The 22,743-nt window shown below is 66.7% G+C and carries 23 protein-coding genes; 15 read left to right on the forward strand and 8 right to left on the reverse strand.

The window, feature by feature from the left end:
- Positions 1–3 precede the first annotated feature (3 nt).
- From pgl to ACTIEY_RS00465, 7 genes are all read left to right on the forward strand, one after another.
- Positions 4–735 carry a 6-phosphogluconolactonase gene (gene pgl, locus ACTIEY_RS00435; protein WP_439517174.1) on the forward strand — a complete coding sequence of 244 codons (732 nt, stop codon included), beginning with the start codon at positions 4–6 and terminating at the stop codon, positions 733–735.
- Positions 736–753: 18 nt separating this feature from the next.
- Entirely contained in the window at positions 754–2,586 is a 1,833-nt protein-coding gene (gene edd, locus ACTIEY_RS00440) for a phosphogluconate dehydratase (protein WP_439517175.1), read from the forward strand.
- Positions 2,587–2,608: 22 nt separating this feature from the next.
- Positions 2,609–3,244 (forward strand): bifunctional 4-hydroxy-2-oxoglutarate aldolase/2-dehydro-3-deoxy-phosphogluconate aldolase, encoded by a 636-nt coding sequence (eda, locus tag ACTIEY_RS00445; RefSeq protein WP_439518246.1) that lies wholly within the window; start codon positions 2,609–2,611, stop codon positions 3,242–3,244.
- Positions 3,241–4,845, forward strand: a complete 1,605-nt coding sequence (gene pgi / locus ACTIEY_RS00450; protein WP_439517176.1) for a glucose-6-phosphate isomerase — start codon at positions 3,241–3,243, stop codon at positions 4,843–4,845. The genes eda and pgi overlap by 4 nt, the downstream gene beginning before the upstream one ends.
- Before the next feature lie 71 nt (positions 4,846–4,916).
- Complete coding sequence (locus tag ACTIEY_RS00455; RefSeq protein WP_439517177.1) at positions 4,917–5,267, forward strand: hypothetical protein; 351 nt, start codon at positions 4,917–4,919, stop codon at positions 5,265–5,267.
- A gap of 62 nt (positions 5,268–5,329) precedes the next feature.
- A complete protein-coding gene (locus ACTIEY_RS00460) occupies positions 5,330–6,397 on the forward strand; it encodes a hypothetical protein (RefSeq protein ID WP_439517178.1) in 1,068 nt (355 codons plus the stop codon).
- 103 nt (positions 6,398–6,500) lie between these two features.
- Complete coding sequence (locus tag ACTIEY_RS00465) at positions 6,501–6,917, forward strand: hypothetical protein (RefSeq protein ID WP_439517179.1); 417 nt, start codon at positions 6,501–6,503, stop codon at positions 6,915–6,917.
- Between the two features lie 8 nt (positions 6,918–6,925).
- On the opposite strand, the gene garD is transcribed toward ACTIEY_RS00465, so the two are convergent.
- Complete coding sequence (gene garD, locus ACTIEY_RS00470) at positions 6,926–8,512, reverse strand: galactarate dehydratase (RefSeq protein WP_439517180.1); 1,587 nt, start codon at positions 8,510–8,512, stop codon at positions 6,926–6,928.
- Between the two features lie 96 nt (positions 8,513–8,608).
- Between garD and ACTIEY_RS00475 the strand changes: the two genes are divergently transcribed.
- From ACTIEY_RS00475 to glxR, 5 genes are all read left to right on the forward strand, one after another.
- Entirely contained in the window at positions 8,609–9,637 is a 1,029-nt protein-coding gene (locus ACTIEY_RS00475; RefSeq protein ID WP_439517181.1) for a LacI family DNA-binding transcriptional regulator, read from the forward strand.
- A 141-nt stretch (positions 9,638–9,778) separates the two neighbouring features.
- Complete coding sequence (locus ACTIEY_RS00480; RefSeq protein ID WP_439517182.1) at positions 9,779–10,729, forward strand: Bug family tripartite tricarboxylate transporter substrate binding protein; 951 nt, start codon at positions 9,779–9,781, stop codon at positions 10,727–10,729.
- Positions 10,730–10,731: 2 nt separating this feature from the next.
- Positions 10,732–12,081, forward strand: coding sequence for a glucarate dehydratase (gene gudD, locus ACTIEY_RS00485; protein ID WP_439517183.1), 1,350 nt, complete (start codon positions 10,732–10,734; stop codon positions 12,079–12,081).
- 19 nt (positions 12,082–12,100) lie between these two features.
- Positions 12,101–12,889, forward strand: coding sequence for an HpcH/HpaI aldolase family protein (locus tag ACTIEY_RS00490; protein ID WP_439517184.1), 789 nt, complete (start codon positions 12,101–12,103; stop codon positions 12,887–12,889).
- Positions 12,890–12,921: 32 nt separating this feature from the next.
- Positions 12,922–13,833 (forward strand): 2-hydroxy-3-oxopropionate reductase, encoded by a 912-nt coding sequence (gene glxR, locus ACTIEY_RS00495; RefSeq protein ID WP_439517185.1) that lies wholly within the window; start codon positions 12,922–12,924, stop codon positions 13,831–13,833.
- A gap of 27 nt (positions 13,834–13,860) precedes the next feature.
- On the opposite strand, the gene ACTIEY_RS00500 is transcribed toward glxR, so the two are convergent.
- From ACTIEY_RS00500 to ACTIEY_RS00515, 4 genes are read right to left on the reverse strand one after another with little or no spacing between them, the layout of a single operon-like run.
- Positions 13,861–14,880 carry a TRAP transporter substrate-binding protein gene (locus ACTIEY_RS00500; protein ID WP_439517186.1) on the reverse strand — a complete coding sequence of 340 codons (1,020 nt, stop codon included), beginning with the start codon at positions 14,878–14,880 and terminating at the stop codon, positions 13,861–13,863.
- A 33-nt stretch (positions 14,881–14,913) separates the two neighbouring features.
- Positions 14,914–16,206 carry a TRAP transporter large permease gene (locus ACTIEY_RS00505; RefSeq protein ID WP_439517187.1) on the reverse strand — a complete coding sequence of 431 codons (1,293 nt, stop codon included), beginning with the start codon at positions 16,204–16,206 and terminating at the stop codon, positions 14,914–14,916.
- A 3-nt stretch (positions 16,207–16,209) separates the two neighbouring features.
- The gene (locus ACTIEY_RS00510; RefSeq protein ID WP_439517188.1) at positions 16,210–16,701 is read right to left on the reverse strand and encodes a TRAP transporter small permease; all 492 of its coding nucleotides are present in this window, start codon (positions 16,699–16,701) and stop codon (positions 16,210–16,212) included.
- The gene (locus tag ACTIEY_RS00515) at positions 16,698–17,219 is read right to left on the reverse strand and encodes a gluconokinase (protein ID WP_439517189.1); all 522 of its coding nucleotides are present in this window, start codon (positions 17,217–17,219) and stop codon (positions 16,698–16,700) included. The genes ACTIEY_RS00510 and ACTIEY_RS00515 overlap by 4 nt, the downstream gene beginning before the upstream one ends.
- Positions 17,220–17,400: 181 nt before the next feature.
- On the opposite strand from ACTIEY_RS00515, the gene ACTIEY_RS00520 reads away from it, so the two are divergent.
- Genes ACTIEY_RS00520 through ACTIEY_RS00530 form a run of 3 tightly spaced genes read left to right on the forward strand, consistent with a single transcriptional unit; the run spans position 17,401 to position 19,156 of the window.
- Positions 17,401–18,426: a LacI family DNA-binding transcriptional regulator gene (locus ACTIEY_RS00520; RefSeq protein ID WP_439517190.1), complete on the forward strand. Its 1,026-nt coding sequence runs from the start codon at positions 17,401–17,403 to the stop codon at positions 18,424–18,426.
- 43 nt (positions 18,427–18,469) lie between these two features.
- The gene (locus ACTIEY_RS00525) at positions 18,470–18,838 is read left to right on the forward strand and encodes a hypothetical protein (RefSeq protein WP_439517191.1); all 369 of its coding nucleotides are present in this window, start codon (positions 18,470–18,472) and stop codon (positions 18,836–18,838) included.
- Positions 18,839–18,868: 30 nt separating this feature from the next.
- Positions 18,869–19,156: a DUF1330 domain-containing protein gene (locus ACTIEY_RS00530; RefSeq protein WP_439517192.1), complete on the forward strand. Its 288-nt coding sequence runs from the start codon at positions 18,869–18,871 to the stop codon at positions 19,154–19,156.
- Here ACTIEY_RS00530 and creD read toward each other — a convergent pair.
- The 3 genes from creD to creB form a co-directional block, all read right to left on the reverse strand.
- Positions 19,111–20,481 carry a cell envelope integrity protein CreD gene (gene creD, locus ACTIEY_RS00535; RefSeq protein ID WP_439517193.1) on the reverse strand — a complete coding sequence of 457 codons (1,371 nt, stop codon included), beginning with the start codon at positions 20,479–20,481 and terminating at the stop codon, positions 19,111–19,113. The genes ACTIEY_RS00530 and creD overlap by 46 nt on opposite strands.
- A 96-nt stretch (positions 20,482–20,577) precedes the next feature.
- Positions 20,578–22,020: a two-component system sensor histidine kinase CreC gene (creC, locus tag ACTIEY_RS00540; RefSeq protein ID WP_439517194.1), complete on the reverse strand. Its 1,443-nt coding sequence runs from the start codon at positions 22,018–22,020 to the stop codon at positions 20,578–20,580.
- Between the two features lie 4 nt (positions 22,021–22,024).
- The gene (gene creB, locus ACTIEY_RS00545) at positions 22,025–22,714 is read right to left on the reverse strand and encodes a two-component system response regulator CreB (RefSeq protein ID WP_439518247.1); all 690 of its coding nucleotides are present in this window, start codon (positions 22,712–22,714) and stop codon (positions 22,025–22,027) included.
- Positions 22,715–22,743: the final 29 nt, after the last annotated feature.

Consider the following 22,743-nt stretch of genomic DNA (forward strand, 5'->3'; position numbering starts at 1 on the left):
CCCATGAAAGAAGACGAGCCGATCCCGCCCACCACCCTGCAGGTGCACCCGGCCGGCAGCGAAGCCGAACAGGCGCAGCAACTCGCGCGGCACATTGCGCGGCGCCTGCGTGAGGCGATCACGGTGCGTGGACACGCGGTGCTGGCGGTCTCGGGAGGCAAGTCGCCAGTGGCGATGTTCGAGCAGCTGCGTGAGCAGCCACTGGACTGGTCTCACGTGACCGTGGTGCTGGTGGACGAGCGATGCGTGCCTCACGATCATGCGGAAAGCAACACCGCGCTGGTGCGCCGGCACCTGCTGCGCGACGCGGCCGCCAGCGCCACCTTCGTGCCTTTCTTCGACACTTTGCCGGCCGCGCTGAGCGACGCCGCGCTCAACGCCATGGTCGATGCCGCGAACCACCGACTTGCCGCACATCCGTGGCCCATGGACCTGGTGGTGCTCGGCATGGGCGAAGACGGCCACACGGCATCGCTGTTTCCCGCCGCACCCCGGCTGGCGCAGGCGCTGCGCGGCAGCGGTCCGCTGACCTGGTTGCGCCCTGTGGCTGCGCCACACGCGCGCCTCACCCTCACCCTGCCCGCCCTGCTGGCCACGCGTGAAGTGGCGCTGTCCATCACCGGCGCGGGCAAGCTCGCCACCTACCAGCAGGCACGCCTGGGCGCCGACGAATCGCTGCCGGTCTCGCTGGTGCTGAACCAGTATCAGACCCCGGTCAGCGTCTGGCTGGCCTGAACCCGGAAGCAGAACACGATGAACACCACCCCACCGATTCACCCCACCCTCGATCGCGTCACCCGACGCATCATCGAACGCAGCGCGGACAGCCGGGCTGCGTACCTGGAGTCCATGGCCGCGCAGCGCAAGAACGGCACGCAGCGCGCGGGCATGGGCTGCGCCAACATGGCGCACACCACGGCGGCGCTGCCGCGCGCCGACAAACTCAAGATCCACGCGGAACGCGCGCCGCATGTGGGCATCGTCACCGCCTACAACGACATGCTCTCGGCGCACCAGCCTTACGAAACCTACCCGCAGAAAATCCGTGATCATGCCCACGCGCTGGGGGCCACCGCGCAGGTGGCGGGCGGCGTGCCGGCCATGTGCGACGGCGTCACCCAGGGCGCGGCCGGCATGGAGCTCTCGCTGTTCTCGCGGGACGTGATTGCGCTCGGCACCGCTGTGGCGCTTTCACACAACGTGTTCGATGCCGCCCTCATGCTGGGCATCTGCGACAAGATCGTGCCCGGCCTGTTCATGGGTTCGCTGCAGTTCGGCCACCTGAGCACGGTTTTCGTGCCCGCCGGTCCCATGACATCGGGCCTGTCGAACGACGCCAAGGCCAAGGTGCGACAGCAGTACGCGCAGGGTCTGGTGGGCCGCGACGAGTTGCTTGAATCCGAAGCGCAGGCCTACCACAGCCCTGGCACGTGCACCTTCTACGGCACCGCCAACAGCAACCAGATGCTCATGGAGATCATGGGGCTGCACCTGCCGGGCGCCTCGTTCGTGAACCCTGGCACGCCATTGCGCGAGGCACTCACGCGCGGCGCGGTCAAGCGGGCCGTGGCCAACACCGGGCGCACGGGCGAAACCGCCATCTGCATGGCCGACATCGTCACCGAGAAAACCCTCGTCAACGGCATCGTGGGCCTTCTGTCCACCGGCGGTTCCACCAACCACACGCTGCACCTCGTGGCCATGGCGCGCGCGGCCGGCGTGCTGGTGGACTGGGACGACTTTGCCGAGCTTTCGCACGTGGTGCCGCTGCTGGCGCGCGTCTACCCCAATGGCAGCGCCGACGTGAACCATTTCCACGCCGCCGGCGGCATGGGCTTTCTCATGCAGGAACTGCTCTCGGCCGGCCTGCTGCACGCCGATGTGAACACCGTGATGGGCCCCGGTCTGGAGGCCTACGTTCGTGAACCGTGGCTGGACAACGGTCAGCTCGCGTGGCGACCCGTGCCCCAGCGCAGCGGCGACACCAGCGTGCTTCGCCCCGTGACCGAACCCTTCAGCGCCGATGGTGGCCTTCGCCTGCTGCAGGGGAACCTGGGCCGCAGCGTGGTCAAGGTGTCTGCCGTGAAGCCCGAGCACCGGTTGGTGCGCGCGCAGGCCGTGGTGGTGAACGACCAGCACGACCTGCTGGACCTGTTCAACGCCGGCAAGCTCGAACACGATCTGGTGGCCGTGGTGCGCTACCAGGGCCCGCGCGCCAACGGCATGCCCGAACTCCACAAGCTCACACCGCCGCTGGCCGTATTGCAGGACAAGGGCTTCAAGGTGGCGCTGGTCACCGACGGACGCATGTCAGGTGCCTCCGGCAAGGTGCCCGCGGCCATCCACCTCAGCCCCGAATCGCTGGCGGGTGGACCGATCGCGCGCGTGCGCGATGGCGACTGGATCACGCTGGATTGCGAACGCGGCGTGCTGGAACTCGAAGTGGATGCCGCCACCCTGGGCAGGCGTCGCGTGAAACACCCCGACCTGCGCGGCAACCAGCACGGCAGCGGGCGTGAATTGTTCAGCCTGTTCCGCCAGCAGGCCAGCGCCGCCGAACTGGGCGCTTCTCCACTTTTCCCTTGAGACCCTGTTGATCGATCCCGACATGACGACCTGCTTCACCCCACCCACTTTCACGTCCCGCGTGGTGCCTGTGATCGTGCTCACCGATGCGGCGCAAGCCGTGCCGCTGGCGCACGCCCTGCTCGAAGGCGGCATCGACGTGATGGAGATCACCCTGCGCTCGGACGTGGCGCTCATGGCCATCGAGGCAGTAGCGCGCGCCGTGCCCCAGATGCACCTGGGCGCCGGTACGGTCACCCGCGTGGCCGAGGTGCAGCAGGTGTTGAACGCAGGTGCCACGTTCGCGCTGTCGCCGGGCTGCACCGACGCGCTGGTGGATGCCGTGAAAGCCGCCAACCTGCCCTTCATTCCCGGTGTGATGACGCCCGGTGAAGTCATGCGCGCGCGCGACCATGGTTTCCACCTCATGAAGCTCTTTCCCGCTGCGCAGGCCGGCGGCATCGGCATGCTCAAGGCACTCGGCTCGCCGCTGGCAGACGTGCGCTTCTGCCCCACCGGCGGCGTGAGCACCGACAACCTGCGCGAGCTGCTCGCCCTGCCCAACGTGGCGATGGTCGGCGGCTCCTGGCTCACGCCGGCCGACGCGCTGCGCCAGGGCGACTGGGCCCGCATCACCCAACTGGCCACCGAGGCCACCCAACTCTCCAAAGCCGCATGAACCTGCCCACCACCCTGCCCGCCTGGAGCCGTCTTCAGGCCCTGGCCGCCACGCCCACACCCCACCTGCGCGAACTGCTCGCCGAACCTGGCCGGGCCACGCGCTTCACCCACAGCGTGGCCGGCATCACGCTGGACGCCAGCCGCCAGCGCCTCACGCCCGACATCGAGAGCGCATTGCTCGAACTGGCGCAGCAGTCGAACCTGGCGGAGCAGCGCGATGCGATGTTTCGGGGCGATGCGATCAACGCCACGGAAGGCCGTCCGGTGCTGCACGTGGCGCTGCGCGGTGACCCGCTGCACACGGGCCCCTGGGGCCAGCAGGTGCAGGCCGACGTGCAACACGAGATCAACCGCGTGTGCGACTTCGCCGAAGCGCTGTCTGCCGGCGCGGTGCGCGGCCACAGTGGCGAGGTCATCACCGACGTGGTCAACATCGGCATCGGGGGCTCCGACCTGGGACCCCGCATGGCCGCAGAGGCCCTGGCGCACCTGGCCGACCCTGCCGTGCCAGGCCCGCGCGTGCATTTCGTCTCCAACCCCGACGCGTGGGCGCTGCACAGCGTGCTGCGTGGACTGGATGCGGCGCGCACGCTGCTGGTGGTTTCCAGCAAGACCTTCACCACGCAGGAAACGCTGACCAATGCTGCCAGCGCGCAACGCTGGCTGACCGACCAGGGCTGCCCCGAGGCTGATTTGCAGAAACACCTTGTGGCCATCACGGCAAGCCCGAACCAGTCCGCCCGAATGGGGTATCCGGCCGAGCGCACGTTTTTGTTCTGGGACTGGGTGGGCGGACGCTATTCGGTGTGGTCGGCACTGGGCTTGCCGCTGGCCCTGGCCATCGGCGCGGCCAACTTCCGCGATTTCCTGGCCGGCGCGCGCGAGATGGACCAGCACTTCATGGACGCACCGCTGGCGCAGAACATGCCCGTGCTGATGGCGCTGCACGGCGTATGGAACCGCAACTTCCTGCGAATGCCCAGCCACCTCATCGTGCCGTACGCCTCGCGGCTGGCGCGCTTCACGCCCTTCGTGCAGCAGATGGACATGGAATCCAACGGCAAGCGCACCCACGTCGACGGCACGCCCGCCACGGTGGACACCGGTCCCATCGTGTGGGGCGGCCTGGGCATCGATGGTCAACATGCCTATTTCCAGCTCATCCATCAGGGCCAGCACACCGTGCCGGTGGATTTCATCGGCGTGGAGAACGAGGACACGCCGCTGCCCCTGGCCGCCACCCACCACGCGGTGGTGAACCTGAACCTGCGCGCCCAGGCCGAGGCCATGGCGCGCGGGCGCAGCCTGCCGGATACGCAAGCCGTGCTGGAAAAGGAAGGCATGGCACCGGCGAAGGCCGCGGCCATGGCGCCGCACCGGAGTTTCGACGGCAACATTCCCAGCCAGATCCTCTGGCTGGACCGCCTCGACCCGCAACGCCTGGGGGCGCTCATCGCGCTGTACGAGCACAAGGTCTTCGTGCAGGCGGCCATCTGGCGCATCAACGCTTACGACCAGTGGGGCGTGGAACTGGGCAAGACCATGGCCAAGGCGATGAAATCGCTGGAAACACCCGGGACAGCGAGCCATCCCCGGTAGGGTATAAAATGCGCTGCCCGAAGTGGGCTGACCCTCCCAGCCCCCTGGCTTTTCCGCCCTAGGAACCGCGCATGCACAGCGTCAAGACCTTTCTCAGCAGCCTGACGTCGATCCTGACGTCGAGCCATGGAGATTCGACGCCCAAGGCCCCGGACCCGCATGCCATGCTGCTCATCCAGAAGTCCATGCTGCGGCTGCTGGGTGTTCGCGGCGCCGAACTGCACCCCGATCTGGAGCACCGCATCCGGTACGCGCCCAGCATCGAGGCCCTGTGGTTCCTGCGCTCCGATCTCGCCCAGGCCCTGTGCCTGCAACGCGACGAAACCAGTGCGCTGCAGGCGGTCTCGGACCTCACGCCGCTGTTTGAAGGCAACATCGCCAAGACGCAATTGCAGGCGTACCAGCGCGGCCAGCGACGCTGAATCGCCAGCGCATCGGCGCAGGTGTTAGGGTCCGGGGGTACCACAACCCCCAGGATCCATTCATGACCTCCTTCCCACTGACTGCACGGCGAGCCGCGCTGGCACTGCCCATCGCGTTTCTGGCCGCCTGTGGAGGTGATGCGTCGGCTCCTGCGCCCGTCAGCTCACCTCCGGTGGTGGTCACGCCCCCTCCCCCCGTGGTCCTGCCACCCGTCACCACCACCTTGTCGGTGAGCACGTCTGCGCTGGCGCTGGCCGTGTCCGGCTTGGGCCGCACCATCACGGTCACCAACACGGGGGCCGATGCGGCCACCGCGCTGGCGCTGGTGACCACACCTGCGCTGCCGGCGGGCTCCATCGTGTCCAGCAACACGTGTAGCGCCCTCGCGGCGGGCGCGAGTTGCCTGCTGACCATCACACCGGGTGCCACCGCTTCGGCCGCCGCAGGCGACACCAGCCCGGTGCCGGTCACGGTGCGCATCACCGGCAGCAACACCAACACCGTGACCACCGATGTCTCGGTGCTGGACCACGGCAGCGTCTACCAGGCCGGCTATGTGTTCTCGCTGGACGACACCACGCCGCCCACCGCCAGCGTGGGTGGCAGGGTCGCCGCACTCAACGATTCATCCCCAGGTGTGCCGTGGGCCGTCAATGCTGGAGGCGCACCAGCCTTCGACAACATTCCTGGCATATCCGAGACGGATGTGGCACCGCCCTGCAACGGCAACCGCGATGGCGCTTGCAACACCAATGTCCTCGTCAGCTACTACGCCACCACGCCGGTGAACCTCTACGCCGCCGGCTCGTGCAAGGCCACGTTGAACGGGTTGAGCGACTGGTACCTGCCGGCCATCTGTGAGATGGGCTTCGACGGAACCGGCAACGGCACTGGCTGTGGAACATCGGGTGCGCCGCTGACCGACAGCATCCAATCCAATCTGGTGGACAAGGGCAACATCGGGGGGATCGCCGACAACACCTACTACTGGAGCTCAACCCAGTATGTGCATGCGCCGAGCATCGGCGCCTACGCCCAATACTTCTCCTCACAGGGCGGGTCGGCGCAAGAGGGTTTTTACAAAGCGCAACAGTGGCAAACGCGCTGCGTGCGCGCCCTGACCCTTTGAGCGAGATCGGACAAGGACTACAGACCCCGGAGCGGCGTCCATCCAGCATGGTGATCCAGGGCGATGACATCTCATCACCTTCGACATTCGGAAAGGACCCACCATGAACTCATCCACTCGCTCCAACCTGCGAACCGGTCTGGCTGCTGCCGCTCTGGCCCTGGCGTTGCCAGGCGCCTGGGCGGCGGGCAGCGCCGACAAAGCGTCCATCGAGGCGAACTACCAGGCCGCGCGCTCGGCCTGCCAAGCCATGGCCGTGCCGTCGGACCGCACGAACTGCCTGCGCGACGCAGGCGCTGCCCGCGCCCAGGCCCTTCGCACCGGACCGTCCAGCACATCGCCCGAGCAACTGCAACGCAATGCGCTGCAACGCTGCCAGGCACACAAGTCGGCAGAAGACCAGGCCACCTGCGAACGCATGGCGCGCGGCGACGGCAACACCTCAGGCTCGGTGGAGAGTGGCGGCGTGATCCGCGAGCTCACCACCCAGGTGCCGGCACCGATGCCGCCGCGCCAGTAAACCGACGTTCAGGTCACCGGCGCGGGGTTGAACAGCACCAGGGCGTTGTGCAGCTTCCAGCGCTCCGCCCAGGTCTGCTGGCGACCGCTGGCCACCTCGAGCATCAGACGGAACAACTCCCAGCCCACGTCTTCAATGCTGGCGGTCCCGTCGGCGATGGTGCCAGCGTTGAGGTCCATCAGGTCATGCCAGCGACGAGCAAGGTCGCTGCGCGTGGCCACCTTGATGACCGGCACGGGTGCCAGCCCATAGGGTGTGCCACGCCCGGTGGTGAACACATGCAGATTCATGCCCGCTGCCACCTGCAGCGTGCCGCAGATGAAATCGCTGGCGGGCGTTGCGGCATAGGTCAGTCCCCTGGCTTGCAGTTTCTCGCCCGGTGAAAGCACGTTGTGGATGGGCGAACTGCCCGACTTCACGATCGAGCCCATCGCCTTTTCCACGATGTTGGACAGGCCGCCCTTCTTGTTGCCCGGTGTCGTGTTGGCGCTGCGGTCCACGCTGCCGCGCTTGAGGTAGTCGTCGTACCAGGCCATCTCCCGCACCATGGCCTGCGCCACCTCCGGCGTGGTGGCACGGGCTGTCAGCTGGGCGATGCCGTCTCGCACCTCCGTGGTCTCGGAAAACATCACGCTCGCGCCTGCGCGCACCAGCAGGTCGGTGCAGAAGCCCACGGCGGGATTGGCGGTGACGCCAGAGAACGCGTCGCTGCCACCGCATTGCACGCCCACCACCAGTTCGCTGGCCGGCACGGTCTCGCGGCGGCGAGCGTTCAGCCGCTTCAAGTGCACTTCGGCCTGGTGCAGGATCGAGTCGACCATCGACATGAAGCCCACGTGCGCGTCGTCCTGGAGACAGACGGTGTCCAACAACTCGGCAGCGCCGGTTGCACGGGTGTCCTGGATCGGGATGACGCCGGGAGGAAACAGGCGTTCGGGTTGCAGCTTCTCGCACCCCAGGCTGACCACCATGACTTCGCCGCCGAAGTTGGGGTTCAGGCTGATGTGGCGCAGCGTGCGGATGGGAATGATGGCATCTGGCGCGTCGATGGCCACGCCGCAGCCATAGCCATGTTCCAGCGCCACCACACCGTCCACGTTCGGGTACTTCGGCAGCAGCTCGCTGCGGATGCGCTGAACGGCGAAGTCGGTGACACCGGCCACGCATTGCACCGTCTGCGTGATGGCCAGGATGTTGCGCGTGCCCACGGAGCCGTCCGGGTTGCGGTAGCCCTCGAAGGTGTAGCCCTCCAACGGTGGCAGTGGATCGGGCTTGAAAGTGGCCATGGGCAGATCTTCCAGGCCGCGCGCCTCGGGCATCTTGAGCAGGCGCTCGTGAACCCAGCTGCCGGCGGGAATGTCGTCGATGGCGAAACCGATCGGCACGCCGTAGCGCAGCACCGTGCCGCCGAGCGGAAGGTCCACCAGCGCCACCTTGTGGCCTTGCGGCACCCTCTCGCGCAGCACCAGGCCACCGGGCAAGGCGGTGCCCGCGGGCAGGCCGCCGTCGTTGGCGACGATGGCCACGTTGTCGCGCTCGTGCATGCGGATGGTCAGGGGCGTTGCCGCCGAGACTCTGGCAAGGGTTTCCGACATCCGCATCTCCTATGATTCAGCGCGCAATCCGCACGCACGGGCCGTTACCGGCTACGATCGCGATCCATTTGGTACCGGTACCATTTTAAGCCGCAAATGAAAGAATCCGACAACACCCGGCGCACTCGCCGCGGCAGCGGGGCCATCACGCTGCGGGATGTGGCCCGCCTGGCCGGCGTGGCGCCCATCACCGCGTCCCGCGTGCTCAACACCCCGGAACAGGTGTCGGCCGACGTGCGGCAGAAGGTGCTGGAAGCGGTGCAGAAAACCGGCTACGTGCCCAACCGCATGGCAGGCGGGCTGGCCTCTTCGCGCAGCCGCCTGATTGCCGCGGTGGTGCCGAGCACGGTGATGTCGGTCTTCATGCCGACCATCGAGGCGCTGAACGGCACGCTGTTCGATGCGGGCTACCAGCTCATGCTGGGCCAGTCGGGTTACTCCGCGAGTCGAGAGGAATCGCTGCTGGAGGCCATCATCGGACGCCGGCCGGACGGCATTTTCCTCACGGGCATCCTGCGCCCGGGCCTGGGCCGCACGCGCCTGCTGGCATCGGGCATCCCGGTGGTGGAAACCTGGGACCTGACGCCCACCCCCATCGACATGCTGGTGGGCTTCTCGCACAACGACATCGGCCGCGAGGTGGCGCGCTTCCTCATGGGCAAGGGGCGCCAGCGGCTGGCCCTGATCCGCGCGGAAGACGAGCGCGCGGACCGGCGGGCGACCGCGTTCGCCGACGCAGTGACTCGGGCGGGGCGGGCCCCTGTGGAAGTGGTGAACGTGGGCGCTTCCCGCTCACTGGGCAGCGGGCGTGAAGCGCTGGGCCGCTTGCTGGCGCAGGCGCCCGATGTGGACGCGGTGTTCTGCAGTTCGGATCTGCTGGCGCTGGGTGTGCAGACAGAGGCGCGGGTGCGCGGCATCGACATCCCCGGGCAGCTGGCCATCGTGGGATTCGGTGACGTGCCGTTTGCCGCCGACATGGCGCCGGCACTCAGCACGGTGCGCATCAATGGCGTGGACATCGGGCGCATGGCCGCGCAGTGGCTGATCGACCGGGCACAGGGGCGGGAGGTGCCGCACCGCGTGGTGGACGTGGGGTTCTCCATTGTGGAGCGGGAGACTTCCTGAGTTTTTCTCCGAATCGGTTGCCAGAAAAACCGATTGACGCGCCCTGATGGTACCGGTACCATTCGCCCCAACTTCGGTTGGTACCGGTACCAGCCAGAAGCCCGTCTGGCCCGATTTCCCCAACGACAGGAGACACACCACATGAAGCAACTGCTTTGCGCACTCGGCGCTGCCATGACCCTCACATCGGCCATGGCCTGGCCCGACAAGACCGTCACCCTGGTGGTGCCCTTCCCGCCCGGTGGTTCCACCGACGTGATCGCGCGCACCCTGCAGCCCAAGCTGCAGGAAAAACTCGGCGGCACCTTCGTGGTGGAAAACAAGGCCGGCGCCACCGGCACCATTGGCGCCACCCACGTGGTGCGATCCGCGCCCGATGGCCACACCCTCTTTGTGTCCTCCCTCGGCCCGTTCGTCATCGCGCCCCACCTCTTCAAGGTCAGCTACGACGCGCCCAAGGAATTCGACTTCATCTCTGTGGCGGTGCAGGCGCCCAACGTGCTGGTGGTGCCCGCTGCTTCGGCGCACAAAAGCATGGCCGACGTGCTGGCGTTCCAGAAGGCCAACCCCGGCAAGATGACCTTTGCGTCTTCAGGCAACGGCAGCAGCGACCACCTGACCGCCGAGCTCTACTGGCAGCAGACCGGCACCAGCGGCGTGCACGTGCCCTACAAGGGTGGTGGTCCGGTGATGACCGACCTGCTGGGCAACCAGGTGGACTCCTCGTTCATGAACATCAACACCGCCATGCCTCAGATCAGAGCCGGGAAGCTGCGCGCACTCTCCATCACCAGTGCGCAACGCTCGCCGTTGCTGCCCGATGTCCCCACGCTCGATGAGCTCGGCATCAAGGACGCCAACGTCTACTCCTGGCAGGCCGTGGCTGGCCCGAAGGGCATGCCCGCCGACGTGAAGACCAAGCTGCACGCGGCCATCCGCGACGCGTTGAACGACCCCGCCGTGAAGCCGAAGTTGCTCGAGGTGGGCTTTGAAGTGGTCGCCAGCACGCCGGAGCAGTTCACGGCCTTCCAGGCTGCGGAATTTGCCCGCTGGCAAAAGCTCATCCAGTCGCGCAACATCAAGGCCGACTGATCATGCTGAGTCCCGTCGCCGTGTCCGCCTCCACGCCGCGCGTCACCGACCTTCGCGCCATTCCGGTGGCGGGGCGGGACAGCATGTTGCTCAACCTGAGCGGTGCGCATGCACCGTTCTTCACGCGCAACCTGCTCATCCTCACCGACAGCGCAGGGCGCACCGGGGTGGGCGAGGTGCCGGGTGGCGAAAAGATCCGGCAGACGCTGGAAGACGCACGCGAACTGGTGGTGGGCCAGCCGATCGGCGACCACCAGCGCCTGCTGCGCGAACTGCACAGCCGCTTTGCCGATCGCGACTCGGGCGGGCGTGGACTGCAGACCTTCGACCTGCGCACCACCATCCACGCCGTAACGGCCGTGGAGAGTGCCCTGCTCGACCTGCTGGGCCAGCACCTGGAGGTGCCCGTGGCGGCACTCCTCGGTGAAGGCCAGCAGCGCGACGCGGTGGAGATGCTGGGCTACCTCTTCTACATCGGTGACCGCACGAAGACGGATCTGCCCTACGCCAGTGAGCCTGGCGCGCCAGACGCCTGGAGCCGCCTGCGCCACGAAGAGGCCATGTCGCCGGAAGCCGTGGTCCGCCTGGCCGAGGCCGCGCGCGAGCGCTACGGCTTCAACGACTTCAAGCTCAAGGGCGGCGTGCTGCGCGGCGACGAGGAAGTGGACGCGGTGATCGCACTGCACGAGCGCTTCCCCGATGCCCGTGTGACGCTGGACCCGAACGGGGGGTGGCTTCTCAGGGACGCGATCCGCCTGGGCCAGCGCATGCGCGGCGTGGTGGCGTACGCCGAAGACCCGTGTGGCGCCGAGGACGGTTTTTCCGGCCGCGAGGTGATGGCCGAGTTCCGCCGCGCCACTGGCCTGCCCACGGCGACCAACATGATTGCCACCGACTGGCGCCAGCTCACGCACGCCCTGTCGCTGCAGTCGGTGGACATTCCGCTGGCCGACCCGCACTTCTGGACCATGGCCGGCAGCGTGCGCGTGGCCCAGACCTGCCGCGACTGGGGCCTGACCTGGGGTTCGCATTCCAACAACCACTTTGATGTGTCGCTCGCTATGTTCACCCATGTGGGCGCCGCCGCGCCCGGCAAGGTCACCGCGATCGACACGCACTGGATCTGGCAGGACGGCCAGCGCCTGACGAAGGAGCCGCTTAAGATCGTCGGCGGCCATGTGCAGGTGCCGCGCAAACCCGGTCTGGGCGTGGAACTGGACATGGCCGAGGTGGAGAAAGCCCACCAGATGTACCTGCAGCACGGCCTGGGATCGCGCGACGATGCCACCGCCATGCGGTACCTGATTCCGAACTGGACCTTCAACCCCAAGCGCCCGGCGCTGGACCGATGAACCACAACCCTTGCAATCCATGAGACCGAACCGACTGCGACAGATCTGGGCCGCTGGCGGCGCGGTGGCCAATGGCTGGCTCGCCATCCCCAACAGTTTTTCTGCCGAGACCATGGCCCACCAGGGCTGGGACTCCCTCACCATCGACCTGCAGCACGGCGTGGTCGATTACCAGTCCATGGTGACCATGCTGCAGGCCATCTCCACCACCGACACCGTGCCCGTGGTGCGCGTGCCCTGGCTGGAGCCGGGCATCCTCATGAAGACACTCGACGCCGGTGCTTATGGGGTGATCTGCCCCATGGTGAACACGCGCGAGGACGCGCAGAAGCTGGTGGCCTACACCCACTACGCGCCGCGCGGCACGCGCAGTTTCGGCCCGGTGCGCGCCCTGCTTTATGGCGGCGCCGACTATCCGAAGCACGCCAACGACACCATCGTCACCTTCGCCATGATCGAGACCGCGCAGGCGCTCGACAACCTGGAAGAAATCCTTTCCGTCCCCGGGCTGGATGCCATCTACATCGGCCCGTCCGACCTGTCTCTCGCGCTCGGGTGCAACCCGACCTTCGACGACCTCGATCCCAAGGCGGCCGCCGCGGTCGAACACATCCTGGCGCGCGCCAGGGCGCACGGCCTGGTGGCCGGCATCCACAACGGCTCGCCCGAAGCGGCTGCGCGCCGCATCGCCATGGGTTTCCAGTTCGTCACCATCAGTTCCGACGCGCGCCTCATTGCCGCCGGCTCGCAGCAGGTGCTGGCCACGCTGCGGGCGACGCATCCGCGCAGCACGCCGGACGGCTACTGAATACCTCACCCACTCTCTTGCAAGGACCCTAAATGAAGATCGGATTCATCGGCCTCGGCATCATGGGCACGCCCATGGCCTTGCACCTCGCGAACGCAGGCCACGCGCTGTACGTGCACACGCGCAGCCAGGTGCCTGAGTCGATCGGCGCAGCCGGCGGAAAGCGCTGTGACGACGCCGCCGCCGTGGCGCGCGAAGCCGAGGTGATCTTCACCATGGTGCCGGACACACCCGACGTGGAAGCCGTGCTGTTCGGCGAGAACGGCGTGGCCAGCGGCTTGAAAGGCAGCGCGGCCGGCCCTGACGGCCGGGTGGGCAAGGTCGTGGTCGACATGAGCTCGATCTCGCCCATGGCCACCAAGGGCTTCGCAAAACGCATCAACGAACTCGGCTGCGACTACATCGATGCGCCGGTGAGCGGCGGCGAAGTGGGCGCCAAGGCCGGTTCGCTCACCATCATGTGCGGTGGCGACGAAGCGGTGTTCGAGCGCGTGAAGCCCTTGCTGGAACTCATGGGCAAGAACATCACGCTGGTCGGTGGCAATGGCGATGGCCAGACGACCAAGGTGGCCAACCAGATCATCGTGGCGCTGAACATCGCGGCGGTGAGCGAAGCGCTGGTGTTCGCCAGCAAGGCTGGCGCGGATCCGGCCAAGGTGCGTCAGGCGCTCATGGGCGGGTTTGCGTCCAGCCGCATCCTGGAGGTGCACGGCGAACGCATGATCAAGCGCACGTTCAACCCGGGTTTTCGCATCAAGCTGCACCAGAAGGATCTGAACCTCGCATTGCAGGGCGCGCGCGAGATCGGCGTGAGCCTGCCGCAGACGGCGAACGCCGCGCAACTGATGCAGGCGTGTGCCGCGCACGGCATGGGAGAGCTCGACCACTCTGCGCTGGTGAAAGCGCTGGAACTGATGGCCGGCCACCCGGTGGCGCCGGACTGACCGCCTGCCAGTCCGGCGGCGCGCTGCTTACTTCGCGGCGCGCGCCTTGGCCACGGCGGCCTGCGTTTCCTTCCACAGGTCTTCGCCCACGTTGGCGGCAATGCCGGTGTTCACCGACGCCAGCTTCTCGCGCATGCGGTTCGCCTCGGCCGGGCTCAGCTGGTTGATCTGCATGCCCTTGCCCTTCAGGTCCGCCAGCGCCTTGTCGGCTTCGGCGCGCGTGTCCTGGCGCTCGAAGTCGCGGCTCTTCTTCGCCGCATCCATCAGCACCTTCTGCTCGTCCTTGCTGAGCTGATCCCAGTACTTCTTGCTCACGGTGACGATCCACGGGCTGTAGACGTGGTTGGTCACCGTCAGGTACTTCTGCACCTCGTAGAACTTGCTGGAGAGGATGGTGTTGTAGGGGTTCTCCTGTCCGTCCACGGTCTTCGTTTCCAGCGCGGTGAACAGTTCGGAGAACGGCAGCGGCACGGCATTGGCGCCCAGGGTCTTGAAGCTGTCGATGAACACGTTGTTCTGCATCACGCGCAGCTTGATGCCGTCCATGTCTTCGAGTTTGGTGACAGCACGCTTGTTGTTGGTGAGGTTGCGGAAACCGTTCTCCCAGTACACCAGTCCCACCAGGCCTTTTTCCTGCAGCTTGTCCATCACCTTCTGACCCACCGGGCCGTCCAGCACCACATCGGCTTCCTTGGCGTTGTCGAACAGGAACGGCGTGTCCCAGATCGCCATTTCCTTGGTGATACCCACCAGGGTGGCGGTGGAGCCCACCATCATTTCCTGCGCGCCGCCAATCAGGGCCTGCTGCATCTGCACGTCCGAGCCGAGCGCGGCAGCGCCGATGGCGCGGATCTTCATCTTGCCGCCGGAGGCTTTTTCCACCTCGTCGGCAAAGACCTTGGTGGCGCGGCCCTGGTTGGACACTTCGTTCAGGCCGTAGCCAAAGCGGATGATGCGCGGCTTGATGTCCTGAGACAGGGCGGCAAAAGGCGCGGCAAAGGCGGCCGCGGCAGTGGCGGCAATGAGGGTGCGGCGGAACAGGGTCATGACAGTCTCCTTGGAGTGGGTGAAATTGAATCGTCAGCGCATCCAGGCCACGGGCGCGGTAACGATCTGCGGGAACACGATGAACAGGCCGAGAACGAAGAGGTAGGCAAGCAGGAAGGGGTTCACGCCCTTGATCACCTGGTGCATGGGCAGCCGACCGACACCGGCGACCACGTTGAGCACGGTGCCCACCGGCGGCGTGATGAGGCCGATGGCGCCGTTGAGCACGAACATGAGGCCGAAATACACCGGGTCGATGCCGGCCTTCACGGCGATCGGCAGCATCACCGGCGCGATGATGAGGATGGTGGGCGTGAGGTCGAGGGCTGTGCCGATCAGAACCAGCGCGATCATCATGGCCACCATCAGGAGGCGCGGATGTTCGATCAGCGGCCCGAGCCAGCCCGACAGCGTGGACGGCAGGTCGGCCAGCGTGATCATGTAGCTGGCCACGGCGGCACCGGCGCACAGGAACATCACCACCGCCGTGGTGCTGGCCGCACGCACGAGCGCCGCGTACAGGTCGGGCAGGCGCATCTCGCGGTGCACGAGCATGGCGATCACCAGCGCGTAGAACGCCGCCACCACGGCGGCTTCGGTCGGCGTGAACACGCCGCTCTTCATGCCGCCGATGATGATCACCGGCATCAACAGCGCCCACACGGCGCGCCCGGTGAGTCGCAGCCGTTCGGACAGCGGCGCCTTGGGGTGGCTCTTGAGCGTCATCTTGCGCAGCACCACGCGCCAAGCCACGATGAGCGCCAGGCCCATGATCAGCCCGGGCACGATGCCGGAGATGAACAGCGCCGAGATCGACGTGTTGGTGGTGACGCCATAGATCACGAACGCCATGGACGGCGGGATGATCGGACCGATGACGCTGCCGGCGGCAATCAGCCCCGCCGACGAAGCCAGCGGGTAGCCGTGCTGGCGCATCATGGGCAACAGGATCGCGGACATGGCCGCCGCGTCGGCCAGTGCCGAGCCCGACATCGCCGAAAGCAGGACCGCGGCACCGATGGCCACGTAGCCCAGTCCGCCGTGAACATGGCCCACCCAGGCCTGCGCCATGTCGATGATGCGCCGGCTGATGCCGCCGGAGTTCATGAGCTCACCGGCCAGGATGAAGAACGGCACGGCCAGCAGCGGAAAGCTGTCGACGCCGGCCACCATGTTCTGGGCCAGCAGTTGCGTGTCCCAGAAGTCCATGACCCAGGCCATGGCGGCCCCGGTGAGGAGCAGCGCGAACGCCATGTTCATGCCCACGCCCATGAGCAGCACCATGCCGGCCATGAAAACGATGAAAGCGAGTGCTTCGACGCTCATGGCCTACTCCATGTCCACCGAATGGCCCAAGTCGAGCGGCGTGCGCCGCACGATCTCGACCAGCACCATGAATCCGATAGCCACCGCGCACAGCAGGGCCGGCAACGGCAACAGCGCCACCGGGTACCCCAGCACCACGGAATTGCTGTTCATGCCCACCACCACCTGCTGCCAGGCGCCACGGCCCAGCAGCACGCAGGCCAGCAGCACCAGCAGGCGGGTGACCAGGGTGACGAATGCAAACGCTTTCGGCCGATGGCGAAGCGTGCCCACCAGGCTGGTGAAGGCCATGTGCTGGCCCGCCGGGTAGGCCGCCGTGGCGCCCAGGAACACCATCCACACGAACAGCAGGCGCGAGAGTTCCTCGGTGGCGTTCAGCCCGCTGTTGAAGCCATAGCGCAGCACGACGTTGCCGAACACGCACAGCACCATGGCCCCGAGGCACAGCGCCAGCAAGGCTTCGGCACCGCGCTGGAGAAAGCGCTTCTGGTTCATTGCACCACCTCCGAACCGCGCACCCATCGGGTCACCTCGGCCCCCAGAGTGGCGAGTTCACGCGTGGCGTCCAGGCGCAGCACGCCGGGCTCTTCGCGCGGGTCTTCCAGCGTTTCGAACTGGCTGGCCACCAGGCTCACCGGGAAGACGTGCTCGGGTCGCGAGGCCACGCGCTCGCGCGCCTGCTCCTGCGTGAGATCGAGGAACACGAAGCGCAGGCCCGGTGCGGCCGCGCGCAGGCGATCACGGTAGCGGCGGCGCAGCGCTGAACACGTGAGCACCACGCCATCGCGGTGGCGCTGCAATTGCTCCGCCAGCGTGTCGAGCCAGGCCGCGCGGTCTTCATCGCTCAGCGGCGAACCGCTGCGCATCTTCAGGATGTTGCTGGCGGAATGGAAATCGTCGCCTTCGAGCAGTGGGACGCGCAGCGCGTGGGCGCACCACTGCCCCAGGCTGGACTTGCCGCAACCCGCCACGCCCATGACGACAAGCAAGGTGTTTTCGGGCCGATGGTTCATTTGGTAGCGCTGTCCCAAGAATCAAAAAAAAGGGCTGCAACAACAGCGTGGCATCCACCTCGACGCAGCGAGGTTTCATGGCAACATGTGAAGGCAGGTTCAGGGTAAGTTCGGGTGCCGGAAGGCATTGGACAGCGCTATCCTAATCGCCACTGCCTTTGTTGAAATACCGGGAAAACCCTTGGAACCTTCCGAACGCAAGCGGCGCCACAGCGGTCGCATCACCCTCAGCGACGTGGCCCAGGCAGCCGAAGTCAGCCCCATCACAGCGTCTCGCGCGCTGCGCGGCGAGCGCGGCGTGGCCGCCGAGCTGGTCGAACGCGTCAAGGCGGCCGCCGCCCAGTTGGGCTACGTGCCGGACCCGGCTGCACGCGCCCTGGCGTCGCAGCGCAGCGCGCAGGTGCCGGTGCTGGTGCCGCTGCTCTCCAACGCGCTGTTTGTCGACGTGCTGGAATCCGTACAGCGCACGCTGTGGCCGCACGGCTTCCAGACCCTCATCGGCGTGACGCACTACGAGCCGATGGAAGAAGAACAACTGCTTCGCAGCTACCTGGCGCACCGCCCGGCCGGTCTGCTGCTCACCGGATTCGATCGCACCGAAGCCGCCCGGCAACTGATTGCCGCCAGCGGCGTGCCCTGCGTCTACCTGATGGAGCTCACGCAGGCACCTGGCGTGTACTGCGTGGGTTTCTCGCAGATCGAAGCTGGCCACGCCATCACCGAGCACCTCGTGCAACGCGGGCGCCGACGCATTGCGTTCGTGGCCGCCCAGCTGGACCCACGCACCATGCAGCGCGCCGAGGGGTACCGCCGGTGCCTGCGCCAGCACGGCCTGTACGACGCTCGGCTGGAACTGCTCAGCCCGCAGCCGTCATCGATGCGACTGGGCGGTGAACTGCTGCAGGATCTGCTGCGCACCCGCCCCGAGGTGGACGCGGTGTTCTTCTGCAACGACGACCTGGCGCAGGGGGGCCTGCTCACCGCACTGCGCCTGGGCGTGGACGTGCCTGGCCGCATTGCCGTGGCGGGTTTCAACGACCTTTCCGGCAGCGACCAGATGGTGCCGCCGCTGACCACCGTGCGCACGCCGCGCCGCGCCATGGGGGAAGCGAGCGCGCAGATGCTGCTGTTGCTGATGCGCGGCGAGACCCCGGCACAGAACTCGGTGGACCTGGGTTTCGAGCCGATGATTCGCGGCAGCAGTTGACAACGGCGCTATGCTGGCGCACCCGTTCCCGCAGGAGGCTCCCATGTCCCATGCAGCTTTCACGATCAAGGCGTTTGCGGTCTACCTGGTGGCGCTCGGCGCGTCGCTGGTGTTTGTCCCCAACCTCATGCTCTCGATCTTCGGCTTCGCGCCCACGAACGAAGTGTGGATCCGCGTGCTGGGCGTCGTGGTGTTCAACCTCGGCTGGTACTACTGGTACGCCGCCGCGAGCGAAGCCCGCCCTTTCTTTGCCGCCTCGGTGGCCACGCGCGTGTTCGCGCTGCTGGCCTTTTCGGGGCTGGTGGTCAAGGGGTTCGCCCCGCCCATGCTGGCGCTGTTCGGCGTGATCGACGCCGCTGGCGGCGCGTGGACCTGGGCAGCCTTGCGCCGCGACCGCCGTTTCTTCCATTGATGCCCACCTTTCCCACAGGAGACCAACCCCATGGCTGCCTACATCTACGCCAATGTCCAGATCACCGACCCCGCGCTCTACGAGACCTACCGAAAGGACGTCCCCAGCGTGCTCGCGGCACATGGCGGCAAATTCCTGGTGCGTGGCGGCGCCGTGACCGTGCTGGAGGGCGACGGCAATCCTCAGCGCCAGGTGATCCTGGAGTTTCCCGACATGGCGCACCTGCAGGCCTTCTACCAGTCGCCGGAGTACCAGCGACTGGTCGCCATCCGTCAACGCGCGTCCACGGGCACGTTGTTCGCCATCGAAGGCGCCTGAGGCGGCGGCGATCCCATCACGCTGTACCAGTCCACCTGGCGGGTGGCGACCATGATGGCGGCGAGCACACCGAAGAGCAGCAACGAGCCCATCATCAGGGCGTTGTCTTCCGAAACGAGGATGCCGTAGAGCACGCCGTACAACGCGACGAGCAGGCCACTCATGGCCAGGCCCGGCCGCCAGCCTCCCAGCACATGGCGCAGGTAGTGCGCCAGCAGCCCGATGCAAGCGGAGCTCGCCACCGTGTAGGCCCACACGAAATCCATGTGCTCGGCGAGTGAGAGCAACAGCAGGAAGAAAAGCACCAGCGCAGCGCCGATCATGAGGTATTGCATGGGGTGGATGCGCCACTGGCGCACCATCTCCAGCACGAAGAACGCGGCGAACGTGAGCACGACGAACATCATGGCGTACTTGGTCGCGCGCTCGGTCATGCGGTAGACGTCCACCGGATGGTCCAGCGACACCGAAAAGCCTTCCAGCACGTGCGCCTTGTCGACTGGCTGCAGGAACTGCTGCTGTGCCTGGGCAGACAGCGAGGTCACGTTCCACTGCGCCTCGAAACCTTGGGGGCCCACACTGCGCGAACGCGGCAGGAAATCACCGCCAAAGCTGGGATGTGGCCACGACGACTGCAGGTGCACGCTGTTCTCATCCGCAAGCGGCACCCAGCCGATGCGGCCCGTGCCGGCCAGTTCCATCCGCAGTTCGAACGTCAAGGCTTCACCCGCCCGGAGCGAGGCGGCGTCGACCGGCGCACCCAGGGGCAAAGGCATGCGTTGGGCGGACAGGGTCGGAACCACCGCAAGCACACGACCGCCCACCTTCAACTGCGGCGCACTGAGCAGGCCACGCAGGTCGCCCACACCCATCAGCACACGCGGTTGCCCCAGCGCGATCTGACCACCCTTCTCTCTGGGCTGCACGTCGCTCCAGACGAATCGACCCTGGCTTTCCTGCGAACTGGTGTAGACCGTGATGTGAAAGATGCCGCGCCAGCGTGTCTCTGTGGTCAGGCGCGCCCGCGTATCCATTCGAACCGGAAAGCGGATGGCCACGTGGCTCTGCGTCACACGCTCTTCGCGCGTGAGGCCGCTGTCGCCCACCGGCACGGTGCGCAAGAAAGTCTCTGTGTACGGCACGTAGAGCACCGGCCCGGTGACTGTCTGGGCGCCTGCATGGGCGCGAGCCACTTCGGCGACCGCGGTCTCGCGGTTCTGGCTGCGCTCCTGGATCACTTCGCGCACCATCATCAAGGGAATCGAGAGCAGCATCATCAGCAATCCGATGACCAGCACTTTGCTCAGCAAGGGGTATTTGTTCAAGTCGGGCTCCGTGTTGACGACACCCGCAGTCTCATCAACACCCGTGCATCCAGTGTGCGGTGCAGCGGAAATTTGTGAAGCCGGCGTGAAACGGCTTCAGATCGGCAATCGCCAGCGAGCCTCGCACCCCGGCGGCGGGATGGCATTGCCGATGACAAGCTGGCCTCCGTGCAGGTCGCACACTTCCCGCACCAGGCACAGGCCCAGGCCCGAACCCTTGTCCTGCCCTTCACCGCGTGGCAGGGAATAGAAGCGTTCAAAGATGCGATCGAGCGCGTAGTCGGGAATGCCCGGTCCTTCATCGCGCACCGACCATTCCACGTATTCGCCATCCCGGTGCAGGCGCAGCCAGATCTGGCCCCCGGGCGGAGAAAAGTCCATCGCATTGTCCAGCAGGTTCTGCAAGCCTTGTCCGATCAGGAAGGCGTCACCCTGCACCTGCACGGCTTGCCCCAGGTCGTCATGCACGCGCAGTGCCTTGATCCGCAGGCCAGGCTCCATGCGTTGCAGCAGTTCGCGCGTGAGCGCACTCAGGTCCACGGTTTCGCGCGCGGCCAGTCCACGCATCTGCTCGATGTGGGCGAGTTCGAGCAACTTGTCCACCAGCAGGCGAAGCCGCTCGGCCTGGCGATGGATGTGCCCGGCGAAACGGCGTCGGTCGTCTGGTGGCAGATCTTCCTGCAGCAGCTCGGCGGCTCCCCGGATGGCGGCGAGTGGACTCTTGAGTTCGTGCGTGAGCGTGTGGACATAGCTCTCCACGTACGCCTTGTCCTCGAGCCGCAGCCGCATCTGCTCCAGCGATTGCGCCAGCTCGCTGAACTCGGTGCTGCCTGAAAGACGCCCCAGCACCGGCATGGCAACGCGGTCTCCGCGCGCGACCGCATTGGCGTAGCCACGCAAGCGAGAGAGCGAATGCGCGATCCACCAGCTGAACAACAGGCCAATGGCGAGAGAAAGACCCAGCAAGGCCCACGACCATCGAAGGATGCGTTGCTGGCTGCGCTCGATGTAGGGCTCGAGGCGATCGTTGGGCCGCGAGACAGACAGCGCACCGATGATGCGGTCGCCATCGCGGATGGGTGCGGCCACGTGCATGACCGTGGCGGTGTCGGGCGCGTAGGGGTTGGCAGGGCTTGAACGGGCACCGTATTCGCCGCGCAGTGCACGGCTCACATCGTTCCAGCGCGAGAAGTCCTGGCCGATCGCCTCCGGCCTGGTGTCGAAGCGGACCATCCCCTGGGCGTCGGTGACGGTGATGCGGTAATCGATTCGCTCCTTGCGAAAGCCCCAGATGCTGGCCTGAGGATTCACCTCGGAAAGATCGCTGAGGGCCTGGGCAAAGCCACCGGTGGCGATGATGCCCGCCTTCATGTCGGGCGCCGCGATTCGAGCGAGTGTGTACGCCGCGTCCACCAGGCTGTCTTCCATGGCCTGGCGCGTGCCCGGCTTGACCTCTTGCACGAACACACTCAGCACCACGAACAGCGCCAGTCCCAGGATCAGGAAAAAGCCCAGAAGCAGGCGCAGGCCGATGCGCATGGGTTCAGCCGGTGCGACGGATGGAATAACCCATGTTGCGATGGGTCTGGATCACATCTTCCCTCAGTCCGCGATCGCGCAACTTGGCACGCACCAGCTTCACGTGCGCGTCCACCGTGCGGTCCGACGTGTCAGCAGCGCCACCCCACACAAGGTCCATGAGTTCGGAACGCGAGAAGATGCGCTCGGGCCGACGCATCAGCGTGGCGAGCAACTGGAATTCGTAGCGCGTGAGCGCAAGCACGCTGCCCATGCAGGCGATGCGCTGGGCAGCTTCGTCCAGCACCAGGGCATCCGGGCCGGGCACCGGGGCGGGCGGCCCGCCGATCGAGCCACTGCGCCGAAGGATGGCGCGCACGCGGGCCACCACTTCCCTCGGCGAAAAGGGCTTGACGACGTAGTCGTCGGCCCCGAGTTCAAGCCCCAGCACTCGGTCGATCTCTTCGTGGCGCGCGCTCAGAAAAATGATCGGGAGTTCGCTGGTCTTGCGGATGGCACGGCACACATCGAGACCGCTGCCGTCCGGCAGTCCCACGTCCAGCACGGCGAGATCGGGCGGCTCGTCTTCCCAGGCCTTGAGCGCCTCGCCCACCAGGCGCACGTGCCGCACCTCGAAGCCTTCGCTCTGCAGCGCATAGATCAGCGTGTCGGCAATGGCCTGTTCGTCTTCCAGCAGCAGGATGCGCTTGCGCATGGGTGAGGTCACGGTCGTTGAAGGGCGCC

This window comes from Hydrogenophaga sp. (assembly GCF_051858985.1).
GTDB lineage: Bacteria > Pseudomonadota > Gammaproteobacteria > Burkholderiales > Burkholderiaceae_C > Hydrogenophaga.